The following is a 16,233-nucleotide window of genomic DNA, read 5'->3' on the forward strand; positions in this document are numbered from 1 at the left end:
TTCCTATTCCTCGGCGTCGGCGGAGACACCGGATTTCCTGTTTGCCTGGGCAGTCGGGTTGCGCGCATGGAACAGATCGAGGTCGGCCTCGATCCGGTCAAGCAAATTGTTGCGCACCATGTCGTAGCCGAGCTCGATGGCCGCCGCAAAGCCATCCGAATCGGCGCCGCCATGGCTCTTCACCACGATGCCGTTCAATCCCAGGAAGACGCCGCCATTGGAGCGACCGACATCCATCTTCTCGCGCAGTCTGTCGAAAGCGCCCTTGGCGAAGACGTAGCCGATCTTGGCCATCAGCGTGCGGCTCATGGCGGCGCGCAGGTAGCCGGCGATCTGCCTCGCCGTGCCTTCTGCGGTCTTGAGCGCGATGTTGCCGGCAAAGCCCTCGGTGACCACCACGTCGACCGTGCCCTTGCCGATATCGTCGCCTTCGACGAAGCCGCGATAATTCATCGAAGCCATGTTGGCCTCGCGCAGCATGCGGCCGGCCTCCTTGACCTCTTCCTGGCCCTTGATCTCCTCGACGCCGACATTGAGCAGGCCGACGCTCGGCCGCTCGATGCCGAACACCGAGCGCGCCATGCCTGTGCCCAGAATGGCGAAATCGATGAGCTGATGCGCATCCGCGCCGATGGTGGCGCCGACATCGAGCACCACGCTCTCGCCGCGCGTCGTCGGCCACAATGCCGCGATCGCCGGACGTTCGATGGTGGCCATGGTACGCAGGCAGAATTTCGACATCGCCATCAGCGCGCCGGTGTTGCCGGCCGAGACGCAGGCCTGCGCGCCGCCGTTCTTGACTGCCTCGACGGCCTTCCACATCGACGACTTCCAGCGGCCATGGCGCAGTGCCTGGCTCGGCTTGTCGTCCATGCGCACGGCGATCTCGCAATGAACGAACTCGCTCACTTCAGTGAGTTTCGGAAACTTGGCGAGTTCGGGGCGCACCACGTCCTCGCGGCCATAGATGACGAAGCGAATGTCAGGGCGGCGGATGGCGGCGGTCATCAGCGCCGGGATGACCACGCTCGGTCCGTGATCGCCGCCCATGGCATCGATGGAAATCCTGATCACGTAGTGCTTTTCTCACGGTTTGCCTGGCTTGCGGCGGACGCCTGCCGAGGTAAGGGGGCTCGCGAAGGTTCGGCGAAAATAGCGGTTTTGCGCCTGTGCACAACCAACTTTTCCAAAATCCCGACCTCTCTCAGGATTTTCCAAGCAGCGAACGCAGCTTTTTCTGAAATTCGCTTTCCTCGGGCTGTTCGTCGCCGGTGACGTCGAGCGAGGCTCCCTGCTTGCGCGGATAAGGGTCGATCGCCAGACCGAAAAACTGTTCGGCCAGAGCGCCGACATCGATGGTGTCGCCGGAAAATGTCTCCGGGCTGTCCGGTCCGTCGGCGTCGAGGATGATCTCGCCGCCGCCCTCGAAACCCTCGCGCCCAAGCTTCGACTGCTCGGGCAAGAACAGTGCTTCGACCGGCTCGTCGATATGCGCGTCGACCGGCTCCAGGGTGACGATGCAGGCCTGGGTGATGTCGGCCTCGACGCGGCCAGTCACCTTGACACCGTTGCGCTTCCACGAGGCCACCAGCAGCTCGGCGCGGTAGCTTTCGACTGAAAGCAGCTCATACTCGGCGGCAAGCGCTTCGCGCTGGCGCTCGTCGGCCTCGACCACGACCGGCAGACCCTTCTGCGGCAGGCGCGCGACATTGGCGACAAAGGATACCGGACTGCGCAATTCGGCGTCTTTCATCCCTGCCTCCTTCACGCCGCCCCGGCGGGCGGGAACTCGACCGTGCCGGCGGCGATCGATTCGGTCGACTGCGCGGCAAGCTTTTGCGAGGCCCCGCCAACATAGTTCGCCAGCAGCGATGCTTGCGGCCAGTTACTGGTGTCCGGCATGACATTGCGGGCGAGTGCCGCCGCGAGCGCCACCCGGTCGTCCTGCTCGAGGGCGTCGTCATAGGCGGACGTGCGGCCGTAAAACATCTTCGCCAGCTTCTTCATGCGTTTGGGCACGCCGACATCGCTGATGCCGAGCTCGCGCAATGAGTGTTCGACGTCGAGAAAGAACTCGTCGATCAGCACCTGCGCCACCTCGGCAGCCACACCTTGCTCGCCACGCAGCCGGTGCTGGACGAGATACATGTGCAGCGACAGCATCTCGAAGCGGCCGAGCGGCGTGTCCGGCACATTCCAGTCGGAATAAAACACCGTTTGCCGCGCCGCCGCCACGATTTGTGCGTAGAGCGCGTCGGTGATAGCGCGGTTGGCATTGCGTTCGCGGCCAAAAAGGCGCTGGAACATTGAGGGCGGTCTCCCGGGGACCTGTTGTTTGATTTGGCCTTGTTGCATCGGCATGCAAGCTGGTTTACCGGTTTTGCGGCCCAGCGCAAGTTGCGGGGATGTGATGGAGAATTGTTGTTGGGTGCGCTGAAATTCAAGTCGTTCTTTGCGCCTGCCCCGATGGTGGGCGTGGCCTCGCTGCTGGTGGTTGTTTCGGCGCTTTCCGCCTGCAATTCGTCCAAGATGTTCGGCGATCTCCATCCGAGCGAGACGATAACGAAAGGCTATGTAATCGACCAGCAGGCGATCGATTCGGTTCCGGTCGGGTCGAGCCGCGAGCAGGTGCTCCTGGCGCTGGGTACCCCGTCGACGACGGCGACCTTCGACAACGAGGCATTCTACTACATCTCCCAGACGCGCAAGCGCTACGTCGCCTTCGACAATCCGCACATCATCGACCAGCATGTGCTTGCGGTCTATTTCGGCGCAGACGGCCGCGTCACCCAGATCGCCAATTACGGCCTCAAGGACGGCAAGATCTTCGACTTCATCTCGAGGACCACGCCGACCGGCGGCAAGGACCAGAACTTCCTCAGCCAGGTCATCAAGGGCGCGTCGAAGATTGCTCCTGGTATCCCAGGTGGCGGTACGCCTTGAGTTTGCTTGCGGTTGATCTGCCGCTGTTCTTTGCGTCCAGGAAAAATAGAACCCGTGAGAATCGCTCTCACGGGTTTTTGTTTAGCCGTGGAAATGACCCGGCTTGCCAGCTACAAGGCAAACCCCTTATCAAGCCGACCGGGTTTGGGGGCTTGATATGAGCGGCGATGAGCGCGCAAGACCGCAAGGTTGGATGGCAACGGGCACGCCTGACGGCCAGACCGTGACGCCTGACTGGCTTACCATCGATGTTTCAGCAATCGAGGGCGTGCGGGTCAAGGAAATCAGACCCGTAGCGACGTCCAACGGCTATCTGACGGAGATCTTTCGCCAGGAATGGGATCTCGATCAATTGCCGGTCGCGCAAGTGTTTCAACGCACGATGTATCCGGGCGCGATGACCGGCTGGCACGCACATGCGGCGACGCTCGACCGGTTGTTTTGCTGCGCCGGCAGCGTGCGGATTTCGCTTTTCGACGGGCGCAAGGCCTCGCCCAGTTTCGGCACCGTCTGGCACAAGATTGTCGGCGCCATGCGACCGGCAATCGTTACTATCCCACCTGGCGTCTGGCACGGTGTCGTCGCGCTCGGACCGGAGCCGGCTTTGCTGCTTAACCTCGTCGACAAGGCCTACGCCTATGATGCGCCGGACCATTGGCGGCTGCCACCCGATACGGAACAGATCCCCTACAGGCTGGCGTAGCGTGGGACAGGCCGGCGAGGAAGCGTCAGTCGAACGGATGGAACCGCTGGTCTCGGTCGTGATAGCGACGCACAACCGCCCGGCGGTCCTGCGTCAAACGCTGAAGAGCCTGACCGGTCAAACCCTGCAGGATTGGGAAGCCATCGTCGTCGGAGACGGATGCCGGCCGGACACCGCGGCGACGGTAGCGGCCCAGGATGACGCCCGAATCTCCTATATCGATCTTCCGGTGAATTTCGGCGAACAGTCCGGCCCGAACAATATCGGATTCGCCAGAGCCCGCGGCCGCTTCGTTGCCATTTTGAATCACGACGATCTCTGGTTTCCCGACCATCTGGCGTCCATGAGCGGCTGGATCGACGCAACCGGCGCCGACGTGGTCATCGCGCGAGCTGCCGTCATCGAGTCGGCCGCGAGCAACGGTTCCAGACATACGATCTTGGGCATGGGGCGGGATGGCTTCTACGATCCCGTGATCACGATAGGATTCGGCTCGGCGCAAATGGTGCGGCGCTCGTCGCTGCCAATGCTTGGGCCATGGCGACCGGCCAGCCAGTGCTTCTGCGAGAGCTCCCAGGACTGGCTGTTTCGCGCCTGGCGCAAGGGCGCGGTGATTGCAACGATGCCGCACCTGACCGTGCTTATGCTGCATTCGGGCAAGCGCGAAGGCAGCTATGCGCGAGATGCGGCGTCGGAGCAGGAAGACTTGATGGACGCGATGATCGCGCCAGACGCATTGCGTTTGAAGATTCTCAGCAACGCCGACGACCCCTCGCTTCCCAAACGCTCCCGCTATCTCAAACGCAGGCTGCTGGCTGCGCTTGGCATCCATCCGAGAGCCCGGGAATTCCGGCGTCGATATCGCCGGGGCGCGTTCATTGCCCTGCTGCGCAAGAAACGCGACCTGCCGGCGATGCCCGAGCGCGAACCAGGTGTGGAGGCACTGCTGGCCCGCTATCGCGCCGGCAACGGAAAGCCGTAAGAAAGCTGAGCGTTTCGCCAAAGACAAAGCCCGCGGGATCGCTCCCGCGGGCTTGTCCCAGGATGAGCGCCTTGCTCAGCCGTGCGCGAGCACGGCGAGGAGCAGCAGCGCGACGATGTTGGTGATCTTGATCGCCGGGTTGACGGCCGGGCCGGCGGTGTCCTTGTAGGGATCGCCGACGGTGTCACCCGTGACCGAGGCCTTGTGCGCCTCGGAGCCCTTCAGGTGCTTGACGCCGTCCTTGTCGGTGAAGCCGTCCTCAAACGACTTCTTGGCATTGTCCCAAGCGCCACCACCGGAGGTCATCGAGATGGCGACGAAGAGGCCGTTGACGATGACGCCGAGCAGCGAGGCGCCGAGCGCGGCAAAGGCCGAGGCCTTCGAGCCCGAGATCAGCAGCACGCCGAAATAGACGACGAGCGGCGCCAGCACCGGCAGCAGCGACGGAATGATCATTTCCCGGATCGCCGCCCTGGTCAGGATGTCGACGGCGCGCGCGTAGTTCGGCTTGGAGGTGCCGGCCATGATGCCCTTGTCCTCGCGGAACTGCTTGCGCACTTCCTCGACGATCGAGCCGGCGGCGCGACCGACGGCGGTCATCGCGATGCCGCCGAACAGATAGGGGATCAGGCCGCCGAAGATCAGGCCGGCGACGACATAGGGATTGGAGAGGTCGAAGGAGACGTCGCCCATGCCCTGGAAGTAGTGATACTTGTCGCCATTGGCGGCGAAGAACTTCAGGTCGTTCGAATAGGCCGCGAACAGCACCAGTGCGCCAAGGCCGGCGGAACCGATGGCATAACCCTTGGTCACCGCCTTGGTGGTGTTGCCGACGGCGTCGAGCGCGTCGGTCGAGTGGCGCACTTCCTTGGGCAGGCCGGCCATTTCGGCGATGCCGCCGGCGTTGTCGGTGACAGGGCCGAAGGCGTCGAGCGCCACGATCATGCCGGCAAGGCCAAGCATGGTGGTTACCGCGATCGCCGTGCCGAAGAGGCCGCCGAGTTGATAGGTGGCGATGATGCCGCCGACGATGACGATGGCCGGCAGCGCCGTCGATTCCAGCGAGACCGCGAGGCCCTGGATGACGTTGGTGCCGTGGCCGGTCACCGAGGCCTGGGCGATCGAGTTCACCGGGCGCTTGTTGGTGCCGGTATAGTATTCGGTGATCACCACGATGAGGCCGGTCACCAGCAGACCGATCAGGCCGCAGATGAACAGGTTCTTGCCGGTGATGGCGATGCCGGCGACGGTGCCGACCTCGCCCCAGCCGACCGTGGCCGAGGTGGCGGCGGCGAGACCGACGATCGACAGCAGGCCGGTGACGATCAGGCCCTTGTAGAGAGCGCCCATGATCGAGCCGTTGGAACCCAGCTTGACGAAGAAGGTGCCGACGATCGAGGTCAGGATGCAGGCGCCGCAGATGGCGAGCGGATAGAGCATCGACGCACCCAGCGCTGCCGAGCCGCCAAAGAAGATGGAGGCCAGAACCATGGTGGCGACGACGGTCACAGCGTAGGTCTCGAACAGGTCCGCGGCCATGCCGGCGCAGTCGCCGACATTGTCGCCGACATTGTCGGCGATCGTGGCCGGGTTGCGCGGATCATCTTCCGGAATGCCCGCCTCGACCTTGCCGACGAGGTCGCCGCCGACATCGGCGCCCTTGGTGAAGATGCCGCCGCCGAGACGGGCGAAGATCGAGATCAGCGATGCGCCGAAGCCGAGCGAGACCAGCGAGTCGATGACGACGCGGTCATTCGGCTGCAAGCCCATCGGGCCGGTCAGGATGGCGTAGTAAATCGAGACACCGAGCAAGGCCAGGCCCGCGACCAGCAGGCCGGTGATGGCGCCCGACTTGAAAGCGATGTCGAGGCCGGCGGCGAGGCTGTTGGAAGCGGCCTGCGCGGTGCGGACGTTGGCGCGCACCGAGACATGCATGCCGATGAAGCCGGCCGCGCCCGAAAGCACGGCGCCGATCAGGAAGCCGATCGCCGAGGTGATGGAAAGCAGCCACCAGGCAAGCAGGAGCACGACGATGCCGACGACGGCGATGGTGGAGTATTGGCGCGCCAGATAGGCCTGGGCGCCTTCGCGGATGGCCGCGGAGATTTCCTGCATGCGCTGATTGCCCTGATCGGACGCAAGGACCGAACGTGTCGCCCAGATGGCGTAGAGAATTGACAGCAAGCCGCAGGCGATGACGGCGGTAATGATGGTCATTGCCGGATTTTCCTCGATTGTTGGCCCAAAAGAACCCCTCCCTGGGCCGTTGGAACGGGAGCGGATGCCGAAGCACGGAATCCACCCCTTGGCTGGGGTGTATGCGAAACAGGGCTTGGAACGTCAAGATATTGTTCGGTTTTTGCCCGGCTTTCGCCCAAAAGAAGAAGGCAGGAATTGTTGTGCCAGCGCGGGCCAGGATTTAGATCGATTGAAATGACGCAAGGGCATCACCGGCCAGACCGCTGACCCAGCGCTATTCACCCCCCTGCCCCATGCGCCGCGCGGCGTAGCGCTCGATCGCCGAGAGGCCGTCATAGATCAGCACGGCGAGCGCGGCGACGATCAGGCCGCCCTGCAGGACGTAGGCAAGGTTGTTCGAGATAAGGCCGGCGATGATCACCTCGCCCAGCGTCTTGGCTGCAACCGTCGAGCCGATCGTCGCGGTGGCGAGGCTGATGACCACCGAGAGCCGGATACCGCCGAGGATCACCGGGGTGCTGAGCGGCAACTCGACCTTCATCAGCCTTTGCCAACCGGTCATGCCGGCGCCGCGCGCCGCTTCCATCACGTTGCCGGGCAGCGTGGTGAGCGCCGTCAGCGCGTTCTCGAAGATCGGCAGCAGGCCATATAGGAAGAGCGCGATCAGCGTCGGCTTCTCGCCGAAGCCTACCGCCGGCACGGCGAGCGCCAGAACGGCCACCGGCGGAAAGGTCTGGCCGATATTGACCAGGCTGCGCGACAGCGGCAGGAACTCGGCGCCAGCCGGCCTGGTGACCAGGATGGCCAGCGCCACCGCGACGGTCGTCGCGGCGACGGTCGCGATCAGCACGGTCCGCAGATGCTGCAAGGTCAGCGTCAGCAGGCTGCCCTGGTTGTAGATCGCCGGCGCGCCATTCTCGGTCAGGGGTTTCAGCAGCGGCTCGAACCAGCCGGGACTGGTGATGAAGACCACCAGCAAAGCCAGGACCGCCAGCCTCAGCAGCGTGGGCAGCCATGCTTTCATTGCGGCCTCGCCGCGCGTTTCACAAGGCCCTCGACGGTGACGCGGCCAATGAGCCTGCCGTCCGCGCCCTTTACCGGCAGCGCGGGGCGACCCGACCATAGGAGCTCGGCCAGCGCGTCGCGCTGCGTGGCGTCACCGGGGATCGCCTCGCCTTCCGCGCCGCCCGGCTCCACAGCGTCGCGAACATGGCCCAGTGACAGCAACCGGAATGGCCTTTCGCTGGCGCCGACCAACGTCTCGACGAAGCCGCTCGCCGGCCTGGCCAGAATCTCCGCCGGCTTTGCGTATTGCACCAGCTTGCCTGCATCCATGACGGCGATCTTGTCCCCCAGATGCACGGCCTCTTCCATGTCGTGGGTGACGAGGATGATGGTGGTGCCGAAGCGTTTCTGGATGGCGAGCAGATCCTCCTGCGCCTTGGTGCGGATGATTGGGTCTAGCGCGCCGAAGGGCTCATCCATCAAAAGCACATTGGGCTCGGCCGCCAAAGCGCGGGCAACGCCGACGCGCTGCTGCTGGCCTCCGGAAAGCTCGTGCGGGTAACGCGGGCCGTAGGCCTGAGGATCGAGCTGGTAGAGTGTCATCAGTTCGTCGACGCGGGCCTTGATGCGGTCCCTGTCCCAGCCCAGCAGCAGCGGCACGGTGGCGATGTTTTGCGCCACCGTCCGATGCGGAAACAGGCCATGGCCCTGGATGGCGTAGCCGATGCTGCGGCGCAGCTGATAGCCGGGCAAGGAACGGTTGTCGGCGCCGTCGAGCTTGATGACGCCGGAGGTCGGCTCGACCAAGCGATTGATCATCCTGAGCAGAGTGGTCTTGCCGGACCCCGACGTGCCGACGATGGTGGCAATCGTGCGCGGTTCGATGACCATCGACACATTGTCGACCACCGTCGTCTCGTCATAGCGCTTGGTGATGCCTTCGATCTCGATCATGCCGTTCCGACCCTGCGCATGGTGGCGGTCATCTCGATGACCGCGTCGAGGATGATGGCCGCCGCAAAGGCCAGCGCCACGGTAGGCAGCGCGCCGAGCAGCACGAGATCCATCGCCGTCTGGCCGACCCCCTGGAAAACGAATACGCCGAAGCCGCCGCCACCGATCAGCGCGGCAATGGTGGCAAGGCCGATATTCTGCACCAGCACGATGCGAATACCGGTCAGGATCACCGGAAAGGCGAGCGGGAACTCGACATCGAACAGGCGCTGGCGGTCGGTCATGCCCATGCCGCGCGCGGCGTCGTTGGCCGCGCGGGGTACACCAGCCAGCCCAACCACGGTGTTGGCCACCACCGGCAGTAGCGAATAGAGGAAGAGCGCAACGAAAGCGGGCGCCGTGCCGATACCCCTGACGCCGATCGCGGCGGCGCCCGGCACGTGGACGGAGACCCAGCCGAGCGGCGCGATCAGCAGGCCGAAGAGCGCGATCGACGGAATGGTCTGGATGATGTTGAGCACGTTCAGCACCGCTGCCCGCAGTTTCTCGACGCGATGGCAAAGGATGCCGAGCGGTATGCCGACAATCATCGCGCCGGCCAGCGAGCCAAGCGCCAGGGTAACGTGCTTGGAAGCCTCGGCCCAGAAACTGTCGGCCCGGCTGGCGTATTCCTTGAGGATCGAGAGGCTGTCCCAGCTGCCCGAGACGAGCAGTGCCGCGATGGCGAGCGCGGCGAGCACCAGCACACCGACGCGTGACCAAGGCGACAGGTTCAGCCGGGTCAGCACATCGGCCAGAAGCAACGTGAAGGCGAAGATCAGCAGCCAGAAGCCGGAGGCCGGAGCGATGCGGGCGAAGGTGTTGCCGGCCGGCGTCAAGAAGCCGCCGGCAACGCCGATCAGGATCGTAAGAGCGACAAGCGCAGCGACGCTGGCGGCCAGCCTGAGGATGAGGGGTGTCTTGAGCAGCGCGACGATGCCGCAGACGATCACGATCGTCAGCAACAACATGCCAAGCGTCGGCGGCAACGCTTCGAGGATCGGGCGCGCCTGCCCCGGCACGATGCGGTTGGCGCGGAAGGTAGCGAAGGAGGCGAAGAAGGCGGCATAAGCCACGATCACAGCGATCACGACGCCGAGCTTGTCGAAGCGGAGGGTCATGAGAAACCGTTGCGCGAGCTGACTACTTCAAAAACCCGTTCTTCTTGAGGAAATCCTCCGCCACCCCCTTGGCCGGTTCGCCGCCCAGTTGCACGCGGCCGTTGAGCTCCTGCAGCGTGACGAGATCGAGCTTGGCGAAGACCGGCTTCAGCAGCGCCTCGATTTCCGGGTGCTGCTTCAGGACCTCTTCGCGGATGATCGGCGCCGGCTGATAGACCGGCTGGACGGCCTTGTCATCCTCGAGCACGACGAGGCCGGAGGGCTGGATGCCGCCATCGGTGCCATAGACCATGGCGGCGTTGGCGCCGTTGGTCTGGTTGGCGGCGGCCGCGATGGTCGCCGCGGTATCGCCACCGGAGAGCGTGATCAGCTGGTCGGGCTTCAGCGTGAAGCCGTAGGTCGTCTGGAAGGCCGGAAGCGCCGCGGCCGAATTGACGAACTCCGCGGAAGCCGCGAGCACCACCTTGCCGCCGCCAGAAACGTATTTGCCGAAGTCCGAAAGCGTGACGAGCTTGTTCTCGTCGGTCACTTCCTTGCGCAGCGCGATCGCCCAGGTGTTGTTGGCCGGCGACGGCGACAGCCAGACGATCTTGTTGGCGTCATAGTCGAGCTTCTTGGCGGTCTCGTAGGCCTTGGCGGCATCCTTCCAGGCCGGATCGTCGGCCTTCTGGAAGAAGAACGCGGCATTGCCGGTGTATTCGGGATAGATGTCGATCTCGCCGGCGGTGATCGCCTTGCGCACCACGGGCGTCGCGCCGAGCTGGATGCGATCGGTCGTCTTGATGTCGTTGGCGTTGAGCACGAGCTGGATGATGTTGCCCAGCACCCCGCCCTCGGTGTCGATCTTCGAGGAGACGACCACCTGCGCATTGGCCGAAGCCGTCGCGATGCCAAGCGCTATCGCCGCGAAAGCGAGCTTTCTAACTGAAAACATTATGAAAATCCCTTGCTATGAACCGATCGATCGGTGGCCGCATATGAGCACGGCTTCAACGCTCAGTCGGGGCATACGGTTTCATAACTAGGGGAACACGCGCAATAATTTTGTTCGGCCGAGTTAAGCCCTGTTCCCGCCCGACTTAACGTGAGGCCGACCTAAGGCCCGCTGGCCGCCTGCCCTGTTCTGGGGAATATTAGGACGGCGGGGTCGGCGGCCAACACAGGAGTATGTCATGGCCAAGCACAAAGTCGGCTACCTCATCGGCAGTCTTGCCAAGGGCTCCATCAACCGCAAACTTGCGAAGGCCCTGGTAAAATTGGCGCCGCCGGAACTTGAAATGACTGAGATCCCCTTCAAGGACCTGCCACTCTACAGCTACGACTATGATGCCAACTTTCCGCCGGTCGCGCTGGAGTTCAAGAAAGCCATCGCGTCCGTCCAGGCGGTGCTTTTCGTCACTCCGGAGTACAACCGCTCGATCCCCGGCGGCCTGAAGAATGCAATCGACTGGGCGAGCCGCCCTTACGGCAAGAACTCCTTTTCCCGCAAACCGTCAGCCGTCATCGGAACCTCGCCCGGCGCGATCGCAACCGCAGTCGCCCAGCAAAGCTTGCGCAGCGTCCTGAGCTTCTGCAACGCACCCCAGATGAACTCTCCCGAAGCCTATATTCAGTTTACCCCGGGATTGATCACCGACGATGGCGAGGTGACGGTAGAGTCCACCGAAACATTCCTGCGCAATTATATGGACGAATTCCACATGTTCATCGCGCGGGTCCTGCAGGTGCTTCCGCCGGACGCATAACGCCGGCGGCTTTGTTTTGATGCATGTCGTTGTCCCAGAACCGTTGCACACTTCCGGGCGACATGCATCAGGCGGGCTGTTCGAGCGGCCGGAAGAGCTGGTCCGACCGCTTCTTCAAAATTTGGGGGCGGCTACCATCCTCAACGTGCCCAGCGCCAGAAAGCAAAGCACGACGACCGGAAAGACGATCCAGTTCAGCATGGTCCAGCCCCAGACATTGTAGATCGCGCCGGACATCAGCGAGGCGAAGGCGACGGAGCCGAACAGGACGAAGTCGTGAAAACCCTGGACCTTGCTCTTCTCGGAAGGCCGGTAGCTGGCGGCAACCATGGCGGTGGCGCCGATGAAGCCGAAGTTCCAGCCGAGGCCGAGCAGGATCAGCGCCGTCCAGAATTGCCACAGATGCAGCCCGGAAAGCGCCACGGCGCCGCAACCGATCAGCAGCACGAGGCCGGCGGCGACAATGCGTTCGGCGCCGAAGCGGTGGATCAGCGAGCCGGTGAAGAAGCTCGGTCCGAACATGGCCATGACGTGCCAGGAAATGCCGAGCGTCGCATTGTCTTCCGAGAGGCCGCAGCCGACCATGGCGAGCGGCGCGCCGGTCATGACGAAACTCATCAGCGCGTAGCTGCCGACGGTGCAGAAAAGCGCCGCGACGAAACGCGGCTGGGTGACGATTTCGATCAGCGGCCGGGCATCGCTCGAGGCGGTCTCCGTGACGGTGTTCGCACGCGGAGACACGCGCAGCAACGACAGGATCAGCGCGCCGGCCGCCGCCAGCGGCAGGATCGAGGCGAACGACCCTGCAAACATCACCGGGGCCAGCAATTCGCGTGTGTAGATGACGATCTGCGGACCGAGTATGGCGGTGATGATGCCGCCCGCCAGCACGAAGGAAATGGCGCGGGCCTTGAACGCGGGCGGCGCGTTGTCGGCGGCGGCGAAGCGGAACTGCTGGACGAAGGCTCCGCCGACGCCGATGACGCAGAGGCCGAAGGCAAACAGCCAGAAGCTCGCCTGATAGAGCGCGAGCGTCGCGATCAGGCCGCCGAGCGCGGTGACGATCGTGCCGGTCATGAAGCCGCCACGATGGCCGAGGCTGCGGATGATGGCGGCGGCAGGCAAGGCGCCGAGCGCCACGCCGATGTTGAAACCGGTGACCGGCGCCGTCGCCAGCGACTTGTCCGGACCGAGCAGATATTGACCGGCGAGCGCGCCGAGCGAAATGGCGATCGGAGCGGCCGAACCGACGATTGCCTGCGCGGCGGCAAGCAACACCGCGGTGCGGCGCCCTTCCCTGCCGGTCTCGGCGACCGCTGCTGTTGCGGCCGTCACGAAGCGTCCTTGCCACGCCCCTCGCCGCGAACCCGGCGCGAGACACGATCGAGAACGGCGTTCACCAGCTTCGGCTCGTCTTCCTCGTAGAAGGCCTTGGCGATATCGACATATTCGGAGACGATCACGGCCACCGGGACGTCCTCGCGCTTCATCAATTCGTAGACTCCGGCGCGCAGGATGGCGCGCAGCGTCGAATCCAGCCGCGACAGCGGCCAGTCCTCGGTGAGCGCCTGGCGAATGACGGGGTCGATGGTCTTCTGGTTTTCGACGACGCCGGTCAGGATGGCGCGGAACCATTGCGCGTCGGCCTCGCGGTAGAGCGCGCCGTCGACTTCCTTGCCGAGCCGGAACGCTTCGTATTCGGCCGTGATCTCGAAGACGCCGCTGCCGGACACATCCATCTGGTAGAGCGCCTGGACGGCGGCAAGACGGGCGGCACCGCGCTTGTTGGCGTGGCGCACCGCACCGGTCGAGGCGGGTTCGGTCACGATTGGGCTCCGAGTTTCTCTTTGAGCGCGATCATGGTCAGCGCCGCGCGCGCTGCGAAGCCGCCCTTGTCGCCTTCCGTCTTCTTCGCGCGCGTCCATGCCTGCGCGTCGTTCTCGGTGGTCAAAATGCCATTACCGATCGCAACCGCCTCCTGCACCGAAAGGTCCATCAGCGCGCGGCTCGATTCATTGGCGACGATGTCGAAATGATAGGTGTCGCCGCGAATGATGGTGCCGAGCGCGACGAAGCCGTCATAATGCGTGCCGCCTTCGGCAGCGCCATCGAGCGCGAAGCATATCACGGCCGGGATTTCCAGCGAACCGGGAACTGTCACCACGTCATAGGTGGCGCCGGCTTCGTCGAGCGCGCCGGTCGCGCCTTCGAGCAGGGCGTCGGCGAGATCGTCGTGAAAACGCGCTTCGACAATGAGCAGATGCGCCTTCGCCTTCGGGCGAATGAACGCTTTGCCGTGTTGGGATGTGCCAGCCATAAAAATCTCCGGGGGGTTGCCGGTGACTTAGGCCGAAGCCGGATTGATCGCAAGCGGAAGATTGGCGGAAGCGTGCGAGGCCTATTGATCAGGCCGCGCGCCACCTGTCCGGCTAAATCTCGCGCCGGCCCTGTCGTGCCACATACACCATGATGTCGCTGAGCATGTCCTCGACGGATCCGTGATGGTGCCCCAAGTGCCGCAAATCGGCCAACAGCGCTAGAACCGACCCAATTTCGATAGCTCCGTGAATACGCGCGATATGACCTATCCCAACGATAGCTATATTGCGCACCGAGTAATCGGTGTGGCGTGCGTATTTGAAGCAGACATCCTGGGCAAAGCGCCAGTCGTCATGCCAGGAGATAGTCAGAATTGCTCTGATCTGCTCGCCCGTTTCGCCGGAAAGCAAACTCTTGTACGTCCGGGAACGATCGAGTTCCTTGACGCCTTCATAGACAAGGGTTGCCCTCTTGTTCAAAGCCCCTCTTTCGCTGCGTCTGCCAGGCGGGCGGCGTAGCGGGCCATGGTGTCGATCTCGATGTTGACGCGGTCGCCGACCTGGCGCTGGCCCCAGGTGGTGACGCTCAGCGAATGGTGGATCAGGAGCACGTCGAAGCGAGTGTCGTCGACTTTGTTGACGGTGAGCGAGGTCCCGTCGAGGGCGACCGACCCCTTCGGCGCTATGAACTTGGCCAGATGGCGCGGCGCTTCCAACGTGAAGCGCACCGCATCGCCCTCCTCCTTGCGCTCGACGATCTCGGCGGTGCCGTCGACATGGCCGGAGACGATGTGGCCGCCGAGTTCGTCGCCGATCTTCAGCGCCCGTTCGAGGTTGATCCGGGTGCCGGATTTCCAGCTCGACGCGGTGGTCAGCCTGAGCGCTTCCTCCCAGGCCTCGACCTCGAACCAGCGTGCGTTGGAGCCATGTTCGGGAAGCGCGGTGACGGTAAGGCAGACGCCGCCGCAGGAAATCGAGGCGCCAATGGCGATGGTCTCGGGATCGTAGGCAGTGTCGATGCGCAAGCCGACGCCTTCGGCGAGCGGCTTCGCCGAAGCGACGGTCCCGACGTCGGTGACAATTCCGGTGAACATTAATGGTCCCTCACCCATTCAGCGTAAGCGTCTTCGCCAAACCGCATCTCGCGCAGTTTGCGGAAGCCTGCCGGGATATGGTCGGCGTCGATCGGCGATGCAATGCCGTCCTCGCCGATCGCCTCAGGACCATGGAACAGGACGATGCGGTCGACCAGGTCTTCGTCGAGGAAGGCTTTTGCCACCTTGGCGCCGCCTTCGACCAGAACGCTTGCCATGCCAAGCGCGGCAAGGTCCTCGAGCAATTCCGGCAATGCGACGACGCCCTCATGGGTTTCGGTGCCGATGAAGCGCACGCCTGCACGTTCGAGCGCCGCCCGCCGATGCGGATCGGCTTCGAGGCAGGAGGCAATATAGAGCGGCACGCGGTCGACGCCGGACACCAGCTTCGACGTCTCCGGCAGCCGGATCTGCCGATCGAGGATGATGCGCGCCGGCGAGCGGTTCTCCAGTCCCGGCAGGCGCACGGTCAGCGCCGGATCGTCCTCCAGCGCGGTGCCGATGCCGACCAGGATGGCGTCGGCCTCGGCGCGCATCAGATAGACATCGCGCCGCGCGATCTCGCCGGTGATCGCGACCTGGCCGGCACCCTTGCGGCCGATCTTGCCGTCGCTTGAAAGCGCAAGCTTCAGAGTTACTTCCGGTCGCTTCTTCAGAGAACGAGTCAGATAGCCGGCCATCTGCTCGGCGGCTTCGGTCGCCAACACCTTCTCCACCACCTCGACGCCGGCGGCGCGCAGGATGGCGTAGCCCTTGCCGGAGACGCGCGGATCGGGATCGCTCGCCGCACCGACGACGCGCGCGATGCCGGCATTGACCAGCGCGTTGGCGCAAGGCGGCGTGCGGCCGTGATGGGCGCAAGGCTCCAATGTCACATAGGCGGTGGCGCCGCGAGCCAACTCGCCGGCCTCGGCCAGCGCTTCGGTCTCGGCATGCGGCCGCCCGCCAACGGCTGTCACGCCGGTGCCGACGATCATCGGGCCGGCGCCGTCGTCACGCACGATGATGGTGCCAACGGACGGGTTGGTCGAGGTGCGGCCGGCATTGCGACGCGACAGCCTGATGGCCGCGGCCATGAAACGGCGATCAAGCGCCGCCTGCGCGGCCTCGTTCAGCTGAGCTTTCGCCAT

Annotated in this window: 19 protein-coding genes; 5 read left to right on the top strand and 14 right to left on the bottom strand. The window is 64.1% G+C overall.

All coding sequences use genetic code 11. The annotated features are described in order from the left end of the window. Positions 1-3 precede the first annotated feature (3 nt). The 3 genes from plsX to DPM33_RS23210 form a co-directional block, all read right to left on the bottom strand. Positions 4-1,074: a phosphate acyltransferase PlsX gene (plsX, locus tag DPM33_RS23200; protein WP_112099731.1), complete on the bottom strand. Its 1,071-nt coding sequence runs from the start codon at positions 1,072-1,074 to the stop codon at positions 4-6. A gap of 130 nt (positions 1,075-1,204) precedes the next feature. After that, positions 1,205-1,753, bottom strand: coding sequence for a YceD family protein (locus DPM33_RS23205; protein WP_112099732.1), 549 nt, complete (start codon positions 1,751-1,753; stop codon positions 1,205-1,207). Between the two features lie 11 nt (positions 1,754-1,764). Then, the gene (locus DPM33_RS23210) at positions 1,765-2,307 is read right to left on the bottom strand and encodes a ubiquinol-cytochrome C chaperone family protein (RefSeq protein WP_112099733.1); all 543 of its coding nucleotides are present in this window, start codon (positions 2,305-2,307) and stop codon (positions 1,765-1,767) included. Positions 2,308-2,424: 117 nt separating this feature from the next. Here DPM33_RS23210 and DPM33_RS23215 point away from each other — a divergent pair, with 117 nt between their 5' ends. The 3 genes from DPM33_RS23215 to DPM33_RS23225 all read left to right on the top strand — a co-directional run bounded on the left by DPM33_RS23215 (position 2,425) and on the right by DPM33_RS23225 (position 4,628). Next, positions 2,425-2,943, top strand: coding sequence for an outer membrane protein assembly factor BamE (locus tag DPM33_RS23215; protein WP_112099734.1), 519 nt, complete (start codon positions 2,425-2,427; stop codon positions 2,941-2,943). A 157-nt stretch (positions 2,944-3,100) separates the two neighbouring features. Continuing rightward, positions 3,101-3,646, top strand: coding sequence for a dTDP-4-dehydrorhamnose 3,5-epimerase family protein (locus tag DPM33_RS23220; RefSeq protein WP_245442335.1), 546 nt, complete (start codon positions 3,101-3,103; stop codon positions 3,644-3,646). 37 nt (positions 3,647-3,683) lie between these two features. Further along, a complete protein-coding gene (locus tag DPM33_RS23225) occupies positions 3,684-4,628 on the top strand; it encodes a glycosyltransferase family 2 protein (protein ID WP_112099736.1) in 945 nt (314 codons plus the stop codon). Between the two features lie 75 nt (positions 4,629-4,703). On the opposite strand, the gene DPM33_RS23230 is transcribed toward DPM33_RS23225, so the two are convergent. Then, positions 4,704-6,845, bottom strand: a complete 2,142-nt coding sequence (locus DPM33_RS23230) for a sodium-translocating pyrophosphatase (protein WP_112099737.1) — start codon at positions 6,843-6,845, stop codon at positions 4,704-4,706. Between DPM33_RS23230 and DPM33_RS35910 the strand changes: the two genes are divergently transcribed. Continuing rightward, positions 6,835-7,065 (top strand): hypothetical protein, encoded by a 231-nt coding sequence (locus DPM33_RS35910; RefSeq protein WP_146770310.1) that lies wholly within the window; start codon positions 6,835-6,837, stop codon positions 7,063-7,065. The two genes, DPM33_RS23230 and DPM33_RS35910, sit on opposite strands and share 11 nt — an antisense overlap. A 36-nt stretch (positions 7,066-7,101) precedes the next feature. Here DPM33_RS35910 and DPM33_RS23235 read toward each other — a convergent pair whose 3' ends face one another. Genes DPM33_RS23235 through osmF form a run of 4 tightly spaced genes read right to left on the bottom strand, consistent with a single transcriptional unit; the run spans position 7,102 to position 10,880 of the window. Next, entirely contained in the window at positions 7,102-7,851 is a 750-nt protein-coding gene (locus tag DPM33_RS23235; protein WP_112099738.1) for an ABC transporter permease, read from the bottom strand. Continuing rightward, positions 7,848-8,786: an ABC transporter ATP-binding protein gene (locus DPM33_RS23240; protein ID WP_112099739.1), complete on the bottom strand. Its 939-nt coding sequence runs from the start codon at positions 8,784-8,786 to the stop codon at positions 7,848-7,850. Before DPM33_RS23240 ends, DPM33_RS23235 begins: the two co-directional genes overlap by 4 nt. Beyond that, complete coding sequence (locus tag DPM33_RS23245) at positions 8,783-9,946, bottom strand: ABC transporter permease (RefSeq protein ID WP_112099740.1); 1,164 nt, start codon at positions 9,944-9,946, stop codon at positions 8,783-8,785. The genes DPM33_RS23240 and DPM33_RS23245 overlap by 4 nt, the downstream gene beginning before the upstream one ends. 22 nt (positions 9,947-9,968) lie before the next feature. After that, positions 9,969-10,880, bottom strand: a complete 912-nt coding sequence (osmF, locus tag DPM33_RS23250) for a glycine betaine ABC transporter substrate-binding protein OsmF (protein WP_112099741.1) — start codon at positions 10,878-10,880, stop codon at positions 9,969-9,971. Positions 10,881-11,118: 238 nt separating this feature from the next. Between osmF and DPM33_RS23255 the strand changes: the two genes are divergently transcribed. After that, on the top strand, positions 11,119-11,691 hold the full coding sequence (locus tag DPM33_RS23255) for an NADPH-dependent FMN reductase (protein WP_112099742.1): 573 nt from the start codon (positions 11,119-11,121) through the stop codon (positions 11,689-11,691). A 114-nt stretch (positions 11,692-11,805) separates the two neighbouring features. On the opposite strand, the gene DPM33_RS23260 is transcribed toward DPM33_RS23255, so the two are convergent. The 6 genes from DPM33_RS23260 to ribD all read right to left on the bottom strand — a co-directional run bounded on the left by DPM33_RS23260 (position 11,806) and on the right by ribD (position 16,233). Next, positions 11,806-13,026, bottom strand: a complete 1,221-nt coding sequence (locus DPM33_RS23260; protein WP_112099743.1) for an MFS transporter — start codon at positions 13,024-13,026, stop codon at positions 11,806-11,808. Further along, positions 13,023-13,517: a transcription antitermination factor NusB gene (nusB, locus tag DPM33_RS23265; RefSeq protein WP_112099744.1), complete on the bottom strand. Its 495-nt coding sequence runs from the start codon at positions 13,515-13,517 to the stop codon at positions 13,023-13,025. The genes DPM33_RS23260 and nusB overlap by 4 nt, the downstream gene beginning before the upstream one ends. Then, positions 13,514-14,008 carry a 6,7-dimethyl-8-ribityllumazine synthase gene (gene ribH / locus DPM33_RS23270; RefSeq protein WP_112099745.1) on the bottom strand — a complete coding sequence of 165 codons (495 nt, stop codon included), beginning with the start codon at positions 14,006-14,008 and terminating at the stop codon, positions 13,514-13,516. Before ribH ends, nusB begins: the two co-directional genes overlap by 4 nt. Before the next feature lie 112 nt (positions 14,009-14,120). Continuing rightward, positions 14,121-14,489, bottom strand: a complete 369-nt coding sequence (locus DPM33_RS23275; RefSeq protein WP_112099746.1) for a hypothetical protein — start codon at positions 14,487-14,489, stop codon at positions 14,121-14,123. Then, the gene (locus DPM33_RS23280; RefSeq protein WP_112099747.1) at positions 14,486-15,103 is read right to left on the bottom strand and encodes a riboflavin synthase; all 618 of its coding nucleotides are present in this window, start codon (positions 15,101-15,103) and stop codon (positions 14,486-14,488) included. Before DPM33_RS23280 ends, DPM33_RS23275 begins: the two co-directional genes overlap by 4 nt. Next, entirely contained in the window at positions 15,103-16,233 is a 1,131-nt protein-coding gene (ribD, locus tag DPM33_RS23285) for a bifunctional diaminohydroxyphosphoribosylaminopyrimidine deaminase/5-amino-6-(5-phosphoribosylamino)uracil reductase RibD (RefSeq protein WP_167449187.1), read from the bottom strand. The genes DPM33_RS23280 and ribD overlap by 1 nt, the downstream gene beginning before the upstream one ends.

The organism is Mesorhizobium hawassense, assembly GCF_003289945.1.
Classification (GTDB): Bacteria; Pseudomonadota; Alphaproteobacteria; order Rhizobiales; family Rhizobiaceae; genus Mesorhizobium; species Mesorhizobium hawassense.